The sequence below is a fragment of the Paenibacillus sp. AD87 genome (assembly GCF_001659845.1).
Lineage (GTDB): Bacteria > Bacillota > Bacilli > Paenibacillales > Paenibacillaceae > Paenibacillus > Paenibacillus marchantiae.
Window position 1 is genome coordinate 291,261 of sequence record NZ_LXQN01000019.1, and the last position, 17,485, is coordinate 308,745.

Sequence of the window (17,485 nt, forward strand, 5' to 3'; positions counted from 1 at the left end):
TTCGAGGGACAAGCTATACTTTCTACATGGATAATTACAAATATATCCAGTAAAATGAAATTTGTAAGCGATTACTATCGAATCGAATACTAAAATTCAAAGGAGGAAGATCATGTTCAAGTCCAAATGGTTTAAGAATGTGGGTGCTTTGGCATTAGTGGGTGTGCTTGCCACATCTGTAGCCGTAGGCAGTGTGAGTGCAGGTTTGGCCAAAGGAAGCAAGTTTTTGGGTAATATCATTGCGAGCAGTGTTCCCTCCAATTTCAGTCCCTATTGGAATCAGGTAACGCCGGAGAATTCAACGAAATGGGGCGCAGTCGAAGCCACGCGTAACAATATGAACTGGTCTCAGGCAGATATTTCCTACAATTATGCCAACAACAATGGATTTCCGTTCAAGTTTCACACGCTTGTCTGGGGGAGTCAGGAGCCAGGTTGGATTAGTGGACTTTCCGCTGCAGATCAGAAAGCTGAAGTAATCCAGTGGATCAAGGCAGCAGGTCAGAGATATTCCAAATCCGCGTTTGTCGATGTAGTTAACGAACCATTACATGCCAAACCTTCCTATCGTAACGCCATAGGTGGGGATGGAGCGACAGGGTGGGACTGGGTTATTTGGTCTTTTGAGCAAGCAAGACAAGCTTTCCCGAACGCCAAACTCCTGCTGAACGAATATGGGATTATTGGCGATCCGAATGCAGCTGATCAATACGTTCAGATCATCAATATCTTGAAGAGCAGAGGTCTGATTGATGGCATCGGTATCCAGTGCCATTACTTTAATATGGATAACGTATCTGTCAGTACAATGAACACCGTATTGAACAAACTTGCGGCAACCGGATTGCCGATCTATGTATCCGAACTGGATATAACCGGCGATGATAACACACAGCTGCAGCGCTACCAGCAGAAATTCCCTGTGCTCTGGCAGCATTCGGCCGTTAAAGGTGTGACGTTGTGGGGCTTTAATCAAGGTCAGACTTGGGTGAACGGTTCCCATTTGGTGAATACCAATGGTACAGAGCGTCCAGCGCTGCAATGGCTGAGAAATTATCTTGCGAACAATCCTTAAGCGAGGTAGGCAAAATCATTTACAGAGTCATTCCTTTCCATAACTTTGCACAAGAATATAGCGTCATATCCCCCACATCAAGTAGGGGGACATGACGCTATTTCGTGGTTTGAATGGGTATTAGGATTGGGAAATAATAATACTGTTGAAGGAATCAGCCTCCAGCTCGAACCGGAGTGTCTGCCCTTCATATGCCAGATGCAGGTCCCGGCTGTCCTTGAATGGATTGTTGATGACAATGACGAGACTGTTGTCCGGGTTGCGGAAAGCTACGGCTTTGCCACTCCAGGCTCCAGACATTCCTACTCTTCGCGCACCAGGCACGACATCATGAGCAAAATGTTTCATCACATAATACTCGGGATTCCGAATGATTTCCTTGGTATCCGGGTCTACCGTAATCATGGAATTCTGCTCCCATCCCCATGTGCTACGGCCTTTCGGCTCCAGAACCATGTTCCAGTAAATGTACGCATTCACTCCATTGCTGAAATAGTGCTGGTACAGGTTAAATACATACTTGGCGTAGTTCCACGAATTGTTGCCATCACCGCACTCATTCTCGGTCTGCATGTAACGAAGCTCCGGGTAGCTCGCGGCTGTACGTTGGATGGCATTTTTGCCAGCCCACTGATAACCAACTCCCTTGATATAGGCGTACGCTTTGGGATCACTAAGCACCAGTCCGGCATATTCGTCAAAATCATTTGTTCTCTTCTTGATCAATTCTTCCCATGGATCAGGTGCGTTGATCGTTCCCAGCCAGATTTCCGTATCCAGACCGTGCTGGTCAAAAGCAGGACCCAGGTAATCGGCGATAAACTCGCGCAGCTGCTCGCCTGTCCATATGCAGGAAGGGAATTTCTGGTCCGCGATGACTTCGTTTTGTACATGGACCTGATGGATGGTGATGCCAGCGTCCTTGTACGCCTGTACGAATTTGACGAAATACAGCGCATAAGCTTCCAGGATATCTTTCTCCCAGCGTAGCGTGCCGTAGTTATAGGCTTTCGGTGATTTCATCCAGGTGGGCGGGCTCCACGGCGAGGCGAAGAATTGCAGATTCGGATTATAGCTCAGGGCCTCTTTGATGTATGGAATCAGATATTTGAAATCACGTTCGATCGTAAAATGTTCCATGGCCACATCGCCGTCCACCTCATTGTGACTATACCATTGCTCTGCATAATCACTCGCGCCAATGGGCAGGCGACAGATGTTGAATTTATGTTCACCTTCCGGGTGGAAGAGGGAATGAAATACGTCATGACGCTGCTCCTCATTCAAGTGGGACAGGGCAATATAACCAAGCTCATTAAAGCAACCGCCAAATCCTTCTACAAGCTGATGCTGTTCACCTGTGAGTTTTAAATTTGCGTTTTCATTTGTAGATGTATAAGAGATCTCTTTCCACGCATGATCTGGTGTAGTGGAATAACCATGTAATGTCAGGGACATCGGAATTTCCTCCTCGCTTGAATCTCAGGTATGATGTACAGTCAGTATATCAAGTCCCATTGCAAAAGAAGATACGCTGAACCGCGTAAAATTTGCCCTAATCCAAGGTGGTGAAATGCATGATCATTCCTGAACCATACCGTTCTTATCTATCTCCGGAGAGCCGATGGCTGCCTGCGACGGACTGGAACGTCAAGCTGTTCGGTGCTCACATGCAGAAGGTAAAGCAGGGCTGGCAAGTGCCGCTGGAATCGCATTTGGCCTTTGAATTGATACTAATTCTGGAAGGATCGCAGACGACGATACTGGAGAATATCCGCTATGATCTCCAAGCAGGAGATATATTGCTTATCCCGCCTGGATGCAAACATACCAATGAATGCAATCAGGAGCAGGGGTTAACTTACTTTATTGCCCATTTCAATGTAGATGAGGTTCTGTTTCGCCAGGAGATGAGTCGACATATGCAGATGTTGTTCCCATGTGGCGGCGAGGATAACCAGCGATTAACGAAAGTCATGATGAAATGGGTGGATCTGCTTCAGCACAAAGAAGAATATACAACATCGGATCTGTTCCGTATGCAGGCTGGTTTGCTGGAGATTCTGGCGATATTGGCAGAGCAAAGCTCCTCTCGATCCCAAGAAGGCGTATCGCCTACTGTAGCTCACTATGCAACACTGATTGCCGAGGCAATCAAAAGTCGGTTCAATGTCGGGAATATCCAGCGGGAAGGGCTGGTGGATAAGGAGATTCGGATGGAAGAGATTGCGGCCTCGCTTCAAATCAGCCCTGGATATGCACTGGAGACGTTTCAGAAAGTATACGGCATCTCCCCGCGCAGATATTTGTCCGAACTGAAGCTTCACGAGGCCAAGCAGCTGATACACCAGCCTGATCTTAACCTCACTCGGGTTGCTACCATGCTTGGATATTCCAGTCTTGCGCACTTCAGTCGGCAGTTCAGAAGATGGACTGGCATGAGTCCCAGTGAATACAGACAGACTCTGGGCAGCATCCGTTTTTTCGATTAAACATTCGAATCCCGCGTGCTCGTATCCAGCCTAATCCTCATCAAAAATCCCCGCTGATGTTCAGACGGGGACTTCGCTGTGCATGTAACAATCTACATGGAGGGTATATGAATTCGAAATTGTGCATTGAGATAAGTTGAGATAAGTGCCTGGTACTTGATTATGCTTTGCTTAATTTAAGGTTGTACATTCTCGTCCTGCGCTTTGTTTTCGAAGATCAGAATCGTTTTGCTGCTTCCGATATACGCAACCGTCGTATTGAATTGCTCCGAAATAAAACGTACCGGGACAAACGCCTTTCCATCCTTCATCAACAGGGGTGCATCGTTTATCGCAAGTGTATCGTCTACAATCACCTGTTTGTTGCCCACGGTCCACCGAACTACTGTACCATTCTGCGCAATCTGAACCTCCTGTGTATCCGGATTCCAGTTCACGCTGGCATTCAACTGCTCGGAGACAAAACGGAGCGGTACATAGGTCCGTCCCTCATCGATAAAAGGTGCAGCCTCCAGTGCGTAAGCACGATCCCCGACATAGGCTGTGGTAGAGCCTTCAATAAGCCGCTGGAAATTACCCTGTGGAGTACGCTTCTGCTCCCGCACATTCATCTGGTTTAGCAGGCGCATCGTGTCACTGCCGCTCGCAACATCCAGATAATTATTTTGCACCGTAAGTCCGGCAGGTTCCGGTTCAGAGACCGAGGTCTGCGTACCGGACGATAAGGAAGTGGAAGCCGAGATATCCGTTATCGTATTAGTATTTGCAGAGCTGTTTCTTGTAAAAGTAAAACCGGCAATCGGTGTCAGATCCCACACCCGGTTATTGGACAGTTTCAGTACTTCCAGCTTGGACAGCTGGCGTAATGGCTCCAGATCATAGATCTGATTGGACTCCGCATTCAGTTCTTTCAACCCTACCAGGTCTTCCAAGGGTGCCAGATGCTGAACCTGATTCCCGGAGAAGTCTAGCGCCTGCAGGCGTGTCATATGCTTCAAGGGCATCAGATCGGAAATCTCGTTGCCTGCCACATTCAGCTTCTGAAGTGTATTCGGCAGATCAGCCAGTACATCCAGTGTATGAATGTGGTTGTTGGCCACATTGAGCTGTTTCAGTTTTCTTTTATCCGCCAGTGGTGTCAGGTCCGTTATCGCATTATTCGAGATTTCAAGCCATTGAAGATCATCTGCATCCGCCAGTGCGGAGAGACTAGTAATCTGGTTACCGCTGGCGTGAAACGTATGTAATCGGGTGAATCCACGTACAACTTCTAAGGAAGAAATGGAATTGTTGCTGATATACAGCCGTCCCAGGTCTTTCAAATCAGCCAGTGCATCAATCGATGTAATGTAATTATTGCGAACGTCAACCTCGCGAAGCCGAGTCAGATGCGCCAGCGGTGTTAGGTCTTCAATCTCATTGCCATATAACCGGAGGTGAGTCAGATGCGTGGCGTATTCCAGACCGGACAGGCTTTGAATGCCTGCATTGCTCAGATCCACCACGTTCAGCTGCTCCAGATCGGATGAGGTTAGAGGGGCATCTACCGGTTTGTTCAGGATCAGCTTCAGTCCGTTCTCCAGTGCAGGATCTTTGATAATTCCTTCGCCCAAGTCTGCCGTAGTATAGGCCATCGCTTGCCCAGCCGCCCCAAGACTCAGGATGAAGACTAGAAATAGTAGAGTCATTCTTCTCATTGCATGAATTCCCTCCGATTCCGATTTTGAGATTATAAAATACTCCGAACAGATTGATTTTTTTCGATGATATATAAGGTGAAAACAATATTTACACGATAACGGAGAGGGCAGAAAAAACCTGAAGAAGCGAAGCGGTCACCTTTATCACGGGATTTCTCCCTTTAGAAAAAGGGAATCAAAGAAATCCGGGGATAACAGTGATCGGAAGGTTGTTCTGCCATCGGAGTGGTAAGTGTAAATGGATCAGTTTAACTTATGCAGGCACGAATAAAAACACATCTATAGTAATTAACCCATCATAGGGCAAAAGGAACAAGAAATTCATGACAGGTAGAACATCTACTTCTATTCTATATGATACAAACCCCATACTGCACTCTTCCAGCTATCTTTTTCAAAAAAAATTGTACAACTTCCCCAGATGCTATTCAACTCCATGGCAGAAAGGGTATAGATGAAGTAAGAATGCCATTTGGAGGAGAAGATGCAGGTATGCGCCAAGCCATGATCATTAGTAATCCATCGTCGGGTAAAGAAGAGGCTCAGCAATATGTGTCCCAGGTACAAGAAATTCTTGAATCACAGCAGTATGAAGTGGTGGTCAATGAGACGGCTGGTGAGGGAGATGCGACCAACTACTGTCTGAGTGCCTGCAAAGATGGCTGTGATCTCGTCATTTCCATCGGAGGAGATGGGACGCTGCATGAGACGATTAACGGCATGATGGATCAGGAGCATCGTCCCAGACTGGGTGTGGTGCCGCTGGGTACGGTGAATGATTTTGCGCGTGCGCTGAATATCTCGCTTGATCCGGAGGAAGCCATTCGGCAGTTACGTTCGGAGCAGATCCATAAGGTGGATCTTGGTAAAATCAATGATCGTCTGTTTGCCAACGTGGTGGCAGCGGGTTCATTGGCAGAGGCGTTGTTTTCGGTATCATCGGAAGAGAAGTCGAAGCTGGGTTCATTCGCTTATTTGAAAGAAGGATTGAAAGATCTGATGAATACACCGGCCAAGCCACTAACTATTGAGTATGACGGGCAGTTTTGGGAAGGGGAGTCTCCACTTTTCCTCGCGGCACTGACCAATTCGGTTGGAGGTTTTGAGAAATTGTCCCCAGAAGCAGCGGTGGATGATGGGTTAATTCATTGTTTTGTGATCCGTAGCATGAATGTCTTTAATACGGTAACACTCGGAACGTCCCTGTTGTTTGGCAACCTGAAGAACCATAAGGATGTTGATTATTTTACAGCAAAAGAAGTTCACGTCCGTTCTACAGAAGCCATTCGCACAAATGTGGATGGGGAAGAAGGGCCTTCTCTGCCCATTCAAATCAGTGTATTGCCTCGGCATATTGAAGTGATAGTCCCGGAAGAAGTATAGGTGGAGGAACGATGCTGAAAAAAACCTCCATTATTCCATATAAGAATTCTAAAATTCCATTGAAACCGATTGCAGTTCTGTGTCACAATCATAGACGGAAGACAAGTATATACTAGTTGGCAAAGATCATGAGAATGAATGTACGATACTATTCGAATATGGAGGGAAATCATCTTGAGAACAATTAAACTTGGCAGCAGCGCACTCGAAATACCGGTTGTAGCCGTTGGCTGCATGCGAATTAATTCATTAAGCAGCAAAGAAGCTGAACATTTTGTTCATTCCGCCATGGAAGCAGGCGCGAACTTCTTCGATCATGCTGATATTTATGGAAACGGAGCGTGTGAAGAGATCTTTGCAGAGGCTGTGCAGATGAATCCCCAGGTTCGTGAAAATATGATCCTTCAATCCAAATGCGGTATCCGCAAAGGCATGTTTGATTTCTCCAAAGAGCACATCTTGAATTCGGTGGATGGCATTCTGCAACGCTTGAAAACCGATTACCTGGACGTTTTGTTGCTGCATCGTCCGGACACCTTGGTTGAACCGGAAGAAGTGGCTGAAGCCTTTGACCAGCTGGAACGCGAAGGCAAAGTGCGTCACTTCGGGGTATCCAACCAGAATCCGAACCAGATCGAACTGTTGAAAAAATATGTTAAACAGCCACTGGTAGCCAACCAGCTGCAGTTGAGTATTACCAATACCACGATGATTGACAGTGGAATCAACGTAAATATGGAGAACGATGCCGCGGTTAACCGTGATGGCAGTATTCTTGATTATTGTCGCCTGCATGATATCACGATTCAACCATGGTCCCCGTTCCAATACGGATTCTTCGAGGGCGTATTCCTGGGCAGCGATAAGTTCCCGGAACTGAATGCGAAGATCGACGAGATTGCTGCAAAATATGAAGTGAGCAACACGACCATCGCAATTGCTTGGTTGCTGCGTCACCCGGCGCAAATGCAGCCCGTGACAGGTACAATGAACATCCAGCGTTTGCAGGATTGCATCAAAGCTGGCGATGTTCACCTTACACGCCAAGAGTGGTACGAAATCTATCGTGCAGCTGGCAATGTGCTGCCTTAAACCCAAATCAATACATAGCAGAATGATCTGCTGTATTGCATGTAAAACACGAGCGTATATAGCGCTCGTGTTTTTATTTTATCCTTTATTTGATGCTTATTCGTTCCCGGTATAAAATAAGGGTAGGGCCTCTATTTTAACAAAAGGATTATTTTGTAATTAATACAAATTAGTTGAATTTATCTTATTGACCCTTGCTTAATTATTACATATAATTACTTTTGCATACCGTTAATCCTGTTTATGGTTTTTTATTTTGGAGGGTGGTGTTAGTTTGGAGCCGACAACCACGATACGCGATCATTTAGAGAGTTATCTGAAGCGTGAGCAGATGTCCATTAGTCTTTTTTCGGAAACGTCAGGAATTAACTCGGGTACGCTGAGCAACATTTTGAATAAGAATCGTCCGATTGCGATGCAGCAGCTGGATCGAATCACTTCAGCTATGAGACTTGAAGAAGGTTACTTCTATGAATTGTATATAGATGAGTGTTTTGTCCATGCTGCCCCTGACTGGCGAAGACTGGGACCATTCCTTCATCGATGTGCAGAATTGGATAAATTGAATTGTATTGAAGATGTTATCCGGTTGATGATGGATAATCTATCTTATATTCCTTTGTTATTTGATCTGGCTGAAGAATTCTACCATGCTGGTAAATTCAAACCGGCCGTTCTACTATATGAAACGATAGCCGAAAGTGAGAAAATGCAACACTCTGAACGGCTTGCACTATGTCAGTATCGACTATTCAGATTGGGGCTGAGCAATGATCAGCAACGAAATCTAATCATTGCGGCTCAATTTGAGTATTATGTGGATCGGCTGGATGAACGCTACCAGCTGGATGCGCTTAACGAACTGATCAATGCCTTTGCATCTCTTCACAGGTGGAGCAAGGTTCAGGAGCTCTCTGAAAAGTTGAAAGTAAAAGCGACCATTCATTATGAGTTGAATGGAAGACGGAAACAGGAAGAGACGAAACGACCGATTATCTTTTATATTATGTATGCCTATTTGGCATCTGGAAGTGCTAACTTCCATCTAAATAATTATGAAATTGCACTGAAATATGTTTCTTTATATACGGACTACAGTTGGGTAAAAAAGCCTGATTCGGATGAGCTGGTTGTCATTAATCAATTCCAGGAATGGGCTGAAGGAAATCGCTATATATATCAATTAATGGCTGGACAGTTTGAGATATTGCCTGACTATCTCGATTACATCTCAACGAAAGAAAATGAGATTTTCCCTGCACTGTGTGACATTGTAACAGCTGCAAATCGCTATGATATGAATATTGACTATGTACTAAAGGAATACGAATCCTACTTCACTTATCAAGAACAAAGTAATCGAATTGGGAAAGTTAGCAAACAGGTAACGGATGATCGCTATGTTCGTCTGTTGGCAGGATTGGGAACCTATTACCTTAAAAAAGATGAATTTGCCAAGGGAATAGATTTTGTTCTTGATAGTTTGAGGTTTTCACTTGAAATTAGTGACGGACGAGGTATGCTTAGAGGTGTCGGGCTATTTGAGCAATATAGGGATTATGCGTCTGACACAGCTATACAGCAGTACAAAATTTTGATTAGTGAGGTGCAGAAACTCAATGAAGAGAAAGCTGGCTTTGCTGATAGTTACATGTAGTATAGTGGTGAACATCGTTGCTCCTGTTATTGGACCTGTCCCCACTGAGGAAGTTCCGAACCCTTCAATTTACCGAACTAATGACCATGGTTTAGGGACATAAGCCTAAGCCAAGGGACGCTTCTGAATATTCATTCAGAGGCGTCTTTTTTTGCGTCTGGTGGAAGAATAAGTATGTCGTACCCCTTGCGGCCTATCGATTGGCATAATAAACTAAAATATGACAAAAAGGAGGGGTACTATGGATTGCTTGAAGTTAATGTCACAGATCGAAGAAGCCAGACAACAGCTTCACCGCTTACAGTCGGAATACGGTAGTCTGCTTCATCCTGAAGTCATCCAGCAATCTGTAGTTCTGGACGGTCTTATTAATCAATACAATCGAGCCAAAATGAAAAATTTGATTAATTAGTGGTTCGCCTATTTACATATTGGTTTCCGTATACTATAGTTAGTCACATGAGTAACTAACCGACTAACTAATTAACGATGAATGAAAGTTGGAATCGCATGAAATCGAATTTGGATGAATCTCAGCCCATTTTTCATCAGATATCCATGATGATTATGGATGACATTGTAGACGGCAGATTGAAGGTAGAGGAACAGGTTCCGTCTACCAATGAGCTCTCTCGCTTTTACAATATTAATCCAGCCACGGCACGCAAAGGGCTTCAAACGCTCGTGGACAAAGGTATCATTTACAAACAGCGGGGTGTTGGAATGTTTGTTGCGAAGGGAGCCAGGGAAGCGTTGCTTGTTGAGCGAAAACAGCATTTCTACGAGGAATATATTAAACCTTTACTTGAAGAGGCCAGACGGATTCACATGAATGAGGATATGATTATTGATTTGATTCGCGGCAAGAAGGATAAGGAGAGTGAGTTATGATTCATATCGAGCAGATGAACTACAGCTATCAGAAAACAAAAACGCCGGTTCTGAACAACGTTACTTTGCATGAAAATGAGCCGATCATCAGTGCAATGTGGGGAAGAAACGGTGCCGGCAAAACAACCCTGATGAGTCTACTCGCAGGCCATAACCGACCTGATGCTGGAACCATTCAAGTGATGGGCCAGGATCCATACAATAACTTGGCTGCGCAGGAGAACCTGTGTTATATCCAGGAGAACCATCCTCTGGGTAGAAATTGGACGATCAAGGACATGGTTCGATTCGGTCAATACTTCCATCCTCAGTGGAATCAGGCTCTTGCCGAGCAACTAATCGACATCTTCGAATTACCAGAGAAGAAGAAGATCGTCAAATTCTCAAAAGGCATGAAGACCGCCGCTCAGATGATATTGGGTCTTGCCAGTAACGCAAGGGTAACGATTCTTGATGAGCCCACCAATGGACTTGATGCTGAGAAACGTAAATATTTCTACAATGCTTTACTGGAGACTTATGAAGATAACCCGCGTCTAATTCTAATATCAAGCCATCATATTGAGGAAATTCAGCCTTTATGTGAGTCCCTTATCGTTCTGCAAGCAGGGGAAGTGTTGTTTAATCAGTCGATGGAAGAGATGCGCGAAAAAGGAGTTCTTCTAACAGGGAGAATAGAAGATATCAATCGAGTCACCGCAGACGTGAAGGTCATAGAATCTTCCCAGATGGGATCGACCTTGAAAGTGATGATTGATGAGCCATATTCTAAAACGTGGAAAGACATCGCTCATACGCAGGGGCTTTCCATTGAGAAGGCGACATTACAGGATTATTTGGTTAACAGGACGCGTAATCAGGAGGGGATTAAGCGATGAACTCAGTGAAAGGTACGAATCGGCTGATTCTGGATGATATGCGCTGGTATTTGATGATCTTCTCCTTCATCACCCTTATGCTTACTGTAGTCTATCTGGCCATTGGATTCATCTTCGATATTGCTTATACTACACAACTTTGTGGTCCAATGTATGGAGGGATCTGTGCTTTTGCGATTGCGGGAATCGTTACATTGTTTCCGGTTGCAATAGGTATAGGGAGTACACGCATTCAGTTCATGAAATCCTTCTATATCATTTCGGTTTGGATGGTCATAGGCACAATTACCATCCTGAATATAATCTATTTTATTACGCATCTTCTCCTTGAATATGGAACACTTCGCGTAACCTTTTATCAACCAGGCATGCTGTACTCAAGCGAATATCATTTTTTCTCCTATTTGTGGATCGATCTGATGATTGGTTTTCTCGTGCTGGGACTGTCCATCTTTTCAACCGTCTGTTGGATCAGATTGGGGATGCGCAATTTTTTCAGTCTGTTCTTTGGATTTAGCTTAATCGTCACGCTGGTATTTACTTTGACCGATCTTAGTGAGTTTATGTTGTGGATTGCGGGAGTCAATCGCATGACATTGTTCACCGCTCTGGGAGTCATTGGAGGTGCTTTGCTTCTGAGCACGTACCCCATGATGAAGAATGCACCGCTTACAATGAAAGGCAGAAAAGACTGATAAGATCAGAAAAACACGAGTGCGTACATACACGCCTCGTGTTTTTTGTATGAGTTAAGCTTGAGCTTGTGGTTTGAATCCTTCTTCTTTGAGATACTCGCCTGCTTCGCTACGAGATTCGAAAGCCATATCCAGATTAACACCGGAATACACATACCACATGTCATCTTCATATTTTAAAGTAAGTGTATGTCCATCTTCATCGATCCATGTTCCGCCAGCAGTAGAGGTTGTAGCCAATGTAGGAGCAGCTTTTTCTTGTTCTGGCTCTGGCACTTCTAATTCTACTGCGTTGGGATTGGTTGACATCGCTTTGATTGTCTCATCTAACAGCGTGCGTAGATCTGCTTCGGAGTAATCACGAATATTGACGAATCCTTTATTATCGGTCTCATAGTTGGGCAGCAGCCCTGCATAGATATAACCGTTACCGTTAGGATGAATATGGAGAGCAACAATCTTTTTCTCGTACGCACTTTCTTCGTAGTGGAAATTAACACGGCCGAGAGAAACATCTTTGCGTTGCAGTTGGGGATACGATTGTAGCACTTCAAGCTTTTGTTCAACGTTAAGCATATTTTCCTCCTGTTAGTGTTGGGTAGTGGTGATTATAACATACATAGGTGAAAAGATAAGCATCAAAAAACAGGCGCAGTATAGCACCTGTTTGAGGATTCACATCATAGATGATCGCTTGTAATAGTAGCATTAAATGAATATCGTGGAAAAGTGCGCTTCCTTCTAGTGGAAAATGAGAAGCGCGCCTTTCTGTTAATTTTCAGATAGAATACTTTGCCCCAGTTCTTTCAGGTGTTCCATCGCTTGCAGATAAGGATAAGGTCCATAACTTACGCGTGCCACACCCAGCCCGGCAAGTTGTTTCGGTGAAGGTTCATGGGATGTAACCATCACGTTGACCGGAAGCGACGAACGTTCACACAATTCCTGAATCAGTTGTTGTTTCTGTAAGCCCGGAACGAACAGACCACTGGCGCCTTCTTCTGCATATGCCTTGGAGCGAATAAGTGCTTCTTCCAGGAGAGCGTGATTGTGTCGTTCAGGTGCATTTTGCAAAAAGATATCTGTGCGGGCGTTAATGAACAGCGGAATGCCTGCCTGCTCCGCAGCTTCCTGGGCAGCCGACAGTCTCAGACATTGCTCCTCCACAGCGTACAGTCCCGCGCCAGAGGGGAGCTGATCCTCAATATTAATTCCTACCGCACCGTGATGGATCACTTGGCTCACATTTCCCTTCACTTCTGACGCCAACCTGCCATACCCTCCCTCAATATCGATCGTAACAGGCAAATCCACGCTCGCTGTAATCCGGGCCAGATTGTCCAGTACCAGCTGGAATGGCATCGCTTCTCCATCTTGTTCACCGTGGGCAGCAGCTACAGACCAGCTTCCAGTAGCGATTGCTGCTGCTCCAGCAGATTGGATGGCGAGTGCACTCCCGGCATCCCAGACATTGACCAGAACCAATGGATTGCCTTTGGTATGGGATTGGTGGAACATCATCGCTTTTTCTTGTAGGGTACTCATAAGACTTATCTCCTCCGTTACATAGCTGTATCCTTCATATCACTTGCCGTTCTTTTCTTATCTATTGAGTACTCAGCTATCCTGCTTCTCGTGAGTTAAAAGCCAGTTTTTGCGTGTCAGGCCTCCTCCGTATCCACCCAGTTCACCACTAGCATTGATCACACGGTGACAAGGAATAACAATAGCTAGCTGATTAGCTCCGTTGGCCTGTGCTACCGCTCGACATGCTGTGGGTTTACCCAGTGCATTCGCGATATCTTGATATGACCTCGTCTCCCCCGGCGGGATCGCAATCAATTGCTCCCATACACTCTTCTGGAATGGTGTTCCTAACCAGAACAACGGGGTATGGAATACAGCTAGCGTGCCTTCAAAATACTGTGCAAGTTCCCGTTCAATGGAACGAATCGGATCTGTTACTCCAGGTACAATGGCTGACTTCGTTCGTTTGCGCAATCGTTCCACCTCGCGCTCCAGACCTCTTCGATCCACGAATTCGAGCAGATATAATGCTTTCTCATCGGCTACAGCCATCATGGGTCCAAGACGTGTGTCGATCCAGGACGCCTTCAATACATGTTCTTCATCTACTTGTGTAGGCGCTGCGCCCATGATTCGCGAGAAGGCATCCCGGAACCCGCTGCCAGACTCGTAGCCGGTGGACAGCTGGGCATCAATGACCGTGCGACCGGAGCGAATATTTTTCAGAGCCAGTCCCATGCGACGGGCACGGGCATACTCGACAAAGGTCATGCCAAATCGCTTCTTGAACTGACGTCTGGCGGTGGATTCGTCGATGGATAATGCCTTGAAATCCTGGCCTTTCCAGCGTTTCTCCGGATGGATCTCCACGGCTTCCACCAATACGCGTACCACATCAGATACCTGATTGGGATGAGACAACGGGCGGCAGCGCTGGCAAGGACGATACGAAGCAAGCAATGCCTGCTGCGCCGTCTCATAGAATTCACAGTTTTCGAATTTTGGTTTTCGCGCGGGGCATGTAGGCCGGCAGAATACACCCGTCGTCTTGACGCCTACATAGAATAAACCTTCGTATTCCGAATCCTTGGCAACCAGAGCCTGATAGTATTGTTCTTTCAGTTCAGCAGAAATCATTGGGCGCACGTCCTTATATCAGTAGAGTTTATCCTTATTGATATTATAAAAAAACGATGCGCAGGGCATCGCCGAAAATCAGGCACGAATATTTTATTTTATCAATACGTCCTTATTATTTGCTCGTCCAGTCCAGTTTACCAGAAAGATCCCCAGGAATATGCATAGCCCGCCCATATAGACGTAATTCCGAATGACTTCGCCCAGAAGCAGCCAGCCGGATAAGACCCCGAAAAATGGAGCAAGAAACAGAAACGCACTTGTCTTGCCCGGATCGCCCTTGCTTAACAGGTAATACCACGTAGCGAACTGCACAATGGAACCGAGGATCGCCAGATATAGAGTCACCCCTATGGACGTGGTGTTCAGGATGAGTTTTGTTGATTCCATGGTAAAACTGAGCAATAACAGCGTTATTCCGCCGAATAACATCTGATATGCCGTTAGCACCCATGTGCTGAAGTGTGAGCCCCATTGTTTGACCAAGAGGGTAGCGATCGCCCAGGACAAGGCAGAACCCACACCCAGTAACGTTCCCCCCGAGAGTTGAAGATGGAATCCAAGCGTGATGAACACCCCCGTTATACCGATGAGCACCCCAAACCATTGGTATGCCCGATATCTCAGACCAAGAAATACACTCCCGAGAAGAACTACCAATAGCGGATTTGTAAATGTGAGAATGGATGTCTGCCCGGAAGGAATAGTACGCATGCTCAGGAAAATGCAGGCCATCACACCCGTCGTCTGGAACAGACCGATGACGAATAACCGGAGCCAGTCAGGCGCGGTCACGGGAAGATTTTTATTTCGCACCCAGAGCGCCATTAGTCCTCCAGCGAGCGTAAATCGAATGCCGACCAGCAGAATGGGTGAGACATAAGTCAATCCGATTTTGCCCACAGCAAAGGATGAACCCATAAGCGAAGTGGCGAGTATAACGAGCATCATAAAAGCAAAGCGATTCAACCTTTTTCCCCCTCAAATAGCATGTTTTTTTGACCCTTTCAGGGTAACACGCCAACACTTCAGGGTTCATCGAAGTGTAATAACGAATTGAATTTAGTGCTCATTTACATAATATGGAGCTTAATGTGAGACGATATGGTGTAGTAATTACTATAGAAGGTGCTGATTGGAAAGTTCTCTTTGGATGAATGCATAAGGTTTGTTACTTTAGATAAATGGAGGGAGTACCAATATGAATCTTAATAAAAATAAATCTATTCTCTGGGTGTCTGTTCTATGTATTCTGCTGTTGACCAGCGCATGTGGGGCAAAAAACAATAACGAATCCGTACAGGAACACGCCTATCCACAATCGAAGCAGCCCATAGAGGAAGCGGGGAATAGTTCCGTTCCCAATATGGAGGCGAAGAATAACAATAATCAGGCGAACGAAAGTGTTAATGAAGGCAAGCCTACGGCCCAATCGGAATCCTCCGCTGATGCGGAAGAACAGGTCATGATCGTCATTGACCAGACGGATAAGCCGTCCGAAGGCAATAGCTTTGATTTTGCGATAAAACAAATTCCTGAAGGCTACGCTTTATCCGAGATGCGCTGGACGTCCAACACGGTAACGATTGTGAACTCCTATAAGGAAGCAATCGAGCATGGCGCGAATGGAAAAGAAGGGTTTTATATCAGTGGTGACGGGCAATTCTCCGGATTTATTTATTCGGATGAGATGAAGGGTGAACGCGGCAAAGCGACGTTTGTGTTCACCAATGAAGAGGGGAAAGAAGTGACCTCGGAGAAGGAAATTAAATTAAAATAATCGGGCAGATCATAACCGTGTGTGGTGCTTTCTGTTAATTCAAAAATGGAAAATGAAACAGACACACTGTACGTGCGCCTTCATTTCTCCCATAAATGAGTAAAAGCAGCCGTAAAGGCTGCTTTTTATTGATCTGCAAGCTTACACTTTGTTCTATCGACTGAGTGTTTCGGCATCTCGTATCTGTAACGGATACTCCGTCTACATGAAGTCGAAGAAATAACGCACCACGTGGAACATGACCGGAGAGGTGTACGTCAGGCTGTCGACCCGGCTCAGGTAGCTTTTTTTCAGCGCATCGAACTTATTGTCATCCCCGATTAACAAATCCCGCTTCAGAACAGAAACCGTCAGACTTCCGAAGAACCCAGCCAGAGCGATTAACACACCGATGAAAAGCGCGAAACGTGCATCAAACGGAGTCAGGTAAGGGTGAATGAAATAAGAGGCGGTGGTGGTTATAACGAATGCACAGGCGAACCCTTCCCATGTCAAAAAAGGATTGGCCGTGGGCACCACTTTGCGTTTGCCCAGATAGAGCGAGGCCAGATAATGCACCACATCATTCAGCTGGGTTAATACGACCAGGAACAAGACCAACTTTGAGCCATATTCCGGTGTTGCGAACGGGAAGTAGGCCAGATGACTAAGTCCAAATACCATCAGCATCAATCCCCATTGCGTCGAGCTGACACTGCGCAGGAAACCAACCGTGCCCTTATTAATTAGACGTGGCAGAGGTAACACCAGGAAGACATATAGCGGAATAAACACGATAAACATCCCATACCATCCAATATAGATCCAGTAGAACTGTACCGGAATCGCCAGATACGCCCATAGAAACAACCTACGATCAGCTTTGCGGGTGCTGCGGATCATGGAGAAGTACTCTTTCAGCGCGAAAAAGGTGAGTACCATAAGGGAGATCAGGGAGACAATCGGATTGAAGAGGGTGGCGAGACAGAAGATGACAAACATGCCCCACCAGGTTTTGATTTTGTTGCCAATGCCCGAATAATCCTTATCCGGCTGAAGCTTCGTAATGATTTTGTACACGATATGTATGACCAATAAAGCAATAAAAATCAGTGTTAAGGTAAAGAGTGAACTGCTCAAGTACAATCACCTGCTTATCCAGAAGTAAGATTCCAATATAGGGTACCTATGTTATTATG

At 45.6% G+C, this 17,485-nt stretch carries 17 protein-coding genes; 10 read left to right on the forward strand and 7 right to left on the reverse strand.

Annotated elements, in window-relative coordinates; all coding sequences use genetic code 11:
* The first annotated feature begins 112 nt into the window (after positions 1-112).
* On the forward strand, positions 113-1,075 hold the full coding sequence (locus gpAD87_RS25050; protein WP_064641585.1) for an endo-1,4-beta-xylanase: 963 nt from the start codon (positions 113-115) through the stop codon (positions 1,073-1,075).
* A 120-nt stretch (positions 1,076-1,195) separates the two neighbouring features.
* Here the strand turns inward: gpAD87_RS25050 and gpAD87_RS25055 are convergent, their stop codons facing one another.
* Complete coding sequence (locus gpAD87_RS25055; protein ID WP_064641587.1) at positions 1,196-2,533, reverse strand: glycoside hydrolase family 30 protein; 1,338 nt, start codon at positions 2,531-2,533, stop codon at positions 1,196-1,198.
* 119 nt (positions 2,534-2,652) lie between these two features.
* Between gpAD87_RS25055 and gpAD87_RS25060 the strand changes: the two genes are divergently transcribed.
* Positions 2,653-3,567, forward strand: a complete 915-nt coding sequence (locus tag gpAD87_RS25060; protein ID WP_064641589.1) for an AraC family transcriptional regulator — start codon at positions 2,653-2,655, stop codon at positions 3,565-3,567.
* 176 nt (positions 3,568-3,743) lie between these two features.
* Here the strand turns inward: gpAD87_RS25060 and gpAD87_RS25065 are convergent, their stop codons facing one another.
* Positions 3,744-5,264: a leucine-rich repeat domain-containing protein gene (locus tag gpAD87_RS25065; protein WP_064641591.1), complete on the reverse strand. Its 1,521-nt coding sequence runs from the start codon at positions 5,262-5,264 to the stop codon at positions 3,744-3,746.
* A 495-nt stretch (positions 5,265-5,759) separates the two neighbouring features.
* Here gpAD87_RS25065 and gpAD87_RS25070 point away from each other — a divergent pair, with 495 nt between their 5' ends.
* The 7 genes from gpAD87_RS25070 (at position 5,760) to gpAD87_RS25095 (ending at position 11,863) form a co-directional block, all read left to right on the forward strand.
* Positions 5,760-6,650, forward strand: a complete 891-nt coding sequence (locus gpAD87_RS25070; RefSeq protein WP_064641592.1) for a diacylglycerol/lipid kinase family protein — start codon at positions 5,760-5,762, stop codon at positions 6,648-6,650.
* A gap of 174 nt (positions 6,651-6,824) precedes the next feature.
* On the forward strand, positions 6,825-7,742 hold the full coding sequence (locus tag gpAD87_RS25075) for an aldo/keto reductase (RefSeq protein WP_063565845.1): 918 nt from the start codon (positions 6,825-6,827) through the stop codon (positions 7,740-7,742).
* A 274-nt stretch (positions 7,743-8,016) separates the two neighbouring features.
* Positions 8,017-9,399, forward strand: a complete 1,383-nt coding sequence (locus gpAD87_RS25080; protein ID WP_063565846.1) for a hypothetical protein — start codon at positions 8,017-8,019, stop codon at positions 9,397-9,399.
* Positions 9,400-9,640: 241 nt separating this feature from the next.
* The gene (locus gpAD87_RS31605; RefSeq protein ID WP_082935338.1) at positions 9,641-9,811 is read left to right on the forward strand and encodes an aspartyl-phosphate phosphatase Spo0E family protein; all 171 of its coding nucleotides are present in this window, start codon (positions 9,641-9,643) and stop codon (positions 9,809-9,811) included.
* 98 nt (positions 9,812-9,909) lie between these two features.
* Positions 9,910-10,290 (forward strand): GntR family transcriptional regulator, encoded by a 381-nt coding sequence (locus gpAD87_RS25085; protein ID WP_064642001.1) that lies wholly within the window; start codon positions 9,910-9,912, stop codon positions 10,288-10,290.
* Positions 10,287-11,168, forward strand: coding sequence for an ATP-binding cassette domain-containing protein (locus tag gpAD87_RS25090; protein WP_064641593.1), 882 nt, complete (start codon positions 10,287-10,289; stop codon positions 11,166-11,168). The genes gpAD87_RS25085 and gpAD87_RS25090 overlap by 4 nt, the downstream gene beginning before the upstream one ends.
* The gene (locus tag gpAD87_RS25095) at positions 11,165-11,863 is read left to right on the forward strand and encodes a hypothetical protein (RefSeq protein ID WP_064641594.1); all 699 of its coding nucleotides are present in this window, start codon (positions 11,165-11,167) and stop codon (positions 11,861-11,863) included. Before gpAD87_RS25090 ends, gpAD87_RS25095 begins: the two co-directional genes overlap by 4 nt.
* 54 nt (positions 11,864-11,917) lie before the next feature.
* Here the strand turns inward: gpAD87_RS25095 and gpAD87_RS25100 are convergent, their stop codons facing one another.
* From gpAD87_RS25100 to gpAD87_RS25115, 4 genes are all read right to left on the reverse strand, one after another.
* Entirely contained in the window at positions 11,918-12,439 is a 522-nt protein-coding gene (locus tag gpAD87_RS25100) for a hypothetical protein (protein WP_064641595.1), read from the reverse strand.
* Between the two features lie 195 nt (positions 12,440-12,634).
* Complete coding sequence (locus tag gpAD87_RS25105; protein ID WP_064641596.1) at positions 12,635-13,408, reverse strand: isocitrate lyase/PEP mutase family protein; 774 nt, start codon at positions 13,406-13,408, stop codon at positions 12,635-12,637.
* 72 nt (positions 13,409-13,480) lie between these two features.
* Positions 13,481-14,527 (reverse strand): bifunctional transcriptional activator/DNA repair enzyme AdaA, encoded by a 1,047-nt coding sequence (locus tag gpAD87_RS25110; protein WP_064641597.1) that lies wholly within the window; start codon positions 14,525-14,527, stop codon positions 13,481-13,483.
* 93 nt (positions 14,528-14,620) lie between these two features.
* On the reverse strand, positions 14,621-15,496 hold the full coding sequence (locus gpAD87_RS25115; protein ID WP_064641598.1) for a DMT family transporter: 876 nt from the start codon (positions 15,494-15,496) through the stop codon (positions 14,621-14,623).
* Between the two features lie 232 nt (positions 15,497-15,728).
* Between gpAD87_RS25115 and gpAD87_RS25120 the strand changes: the two genes are divergently transcribed.
* On the forward strand, positions 15,729-16,307 hold the full coding sequence (locus gpAD87_RS25120) for a hypothetical protein (protein WP_064641599.1): 579 nt from the start codon (positions 15,729-15,731) through the stop codon (positions 16,305-16,307).
* 201 nt (positions 16,308-16,508) lie between these two features.
* On the opposite strand, the gene gpAD87_RS25125 is transcribed toward gpAD87_RS25120, so the two are convergent.
* The gene (locus tag gpAD87_RS25125; protein WP_064641600.1) at positions 16,509-17,426 is read right to left on the reverse strand and encodes a phosphatidate cytidylyltransferase; all 918 of its coding nucleotides are present in this window, start codon (positions 17,424-17,426) and stop codon (positions 16,509-16,511) included.
* Positions 17,427-17,485 lie beyond the last annotated feature (59 nt).

Coding starts and splice junctions, on each gene's coding strand:
- gpAD87_RS25100 (WP_064641595.1), bottom strand. CDS start 12,439: ATGCTTAACGTTGAACAAAAGCTTGAAGTGCTACAATCGTATCCCCAA.
- gpAD87_RS25095 (WP_064641594.1), top strand. CDS start 11,165: ATGAACTCAGTGAAAGGTACGAATCGGCTGATTCTGGATGATATGCGC.
- gpAD87_RS25120 (WP_064641599.1), top strand. CDS start 15,729: ATGAATCTTAATAAAAATAAATCTATTCTCTGGGTGTCTGTTCTATGT.
- gpAD87_RS25085 (WP_064642001.1), top strand. CDS start 9,910: ATGAAATCGAATTTGGATGAATCTCAGCCCATTTTTCATCAGATATCC.
- gpAD87_RS25065 (WP_064641591.1), bottom strand. CDS start 5,264: ATGAGAAGAATGACTCTACTATTTCTAGTCTTCATCCTGAGTCTTGGG.
- gpAD87_RS25060 (WP_064641589.1), top strand. CDS start 2,653: ATGATCATTCCTGAACCATACCGTTCTTATCTATCTCCGGAGAGCCGA.
- gpAD87_RS25110 (WP_064641597.1), bottom strand. CDS start 14,527: ATGATTTCTGCTGAACTGAAAGAACAATACTATCAGGCTCTGGTTGCC.
- gpAD87_RS25055 (WP_064641587.1), bottom strand. CDS start 2,533: ATGTCCCTGACATTACATGGTTATTCCACTACACCAGATCATGCGTGG.
- gpAD87_RS25090 (WP_064641593.1), top strand. CDS start 10,287: ATGATTCATATCGAGCAGATGAACTACAGCTATCAGAAAACAAAAACG.
- gpAD87_RS25070 (WP_064641592.1), top strand. CDS start 5,760: ATGCGCCAAGCCATGATCATTAGTAATCCATCGTCGGGTAAAGAAGAG.
- gpAD87_RS25050 (WP_064641585.1), top strand. CDS start 113: ATGTTCAAGTCCAAATGGTTTAAGAATGTGGGTGCTTTGGCATTAGTG.
- gpAD87_RS31605 (WP_082935338.1), top strand. CDS start 9,641: ATGGATTGCTTGAAGTTAATGTCACAGATCGAAGAAGCCAGACAACAG.
- gpAD87_RS25105 (WP_064641596.1), bottom strand. CDS start 13,408: ATGAGTACCCTACAAGAAAAAGCGATGATGTTCCACCAATCCCATACC.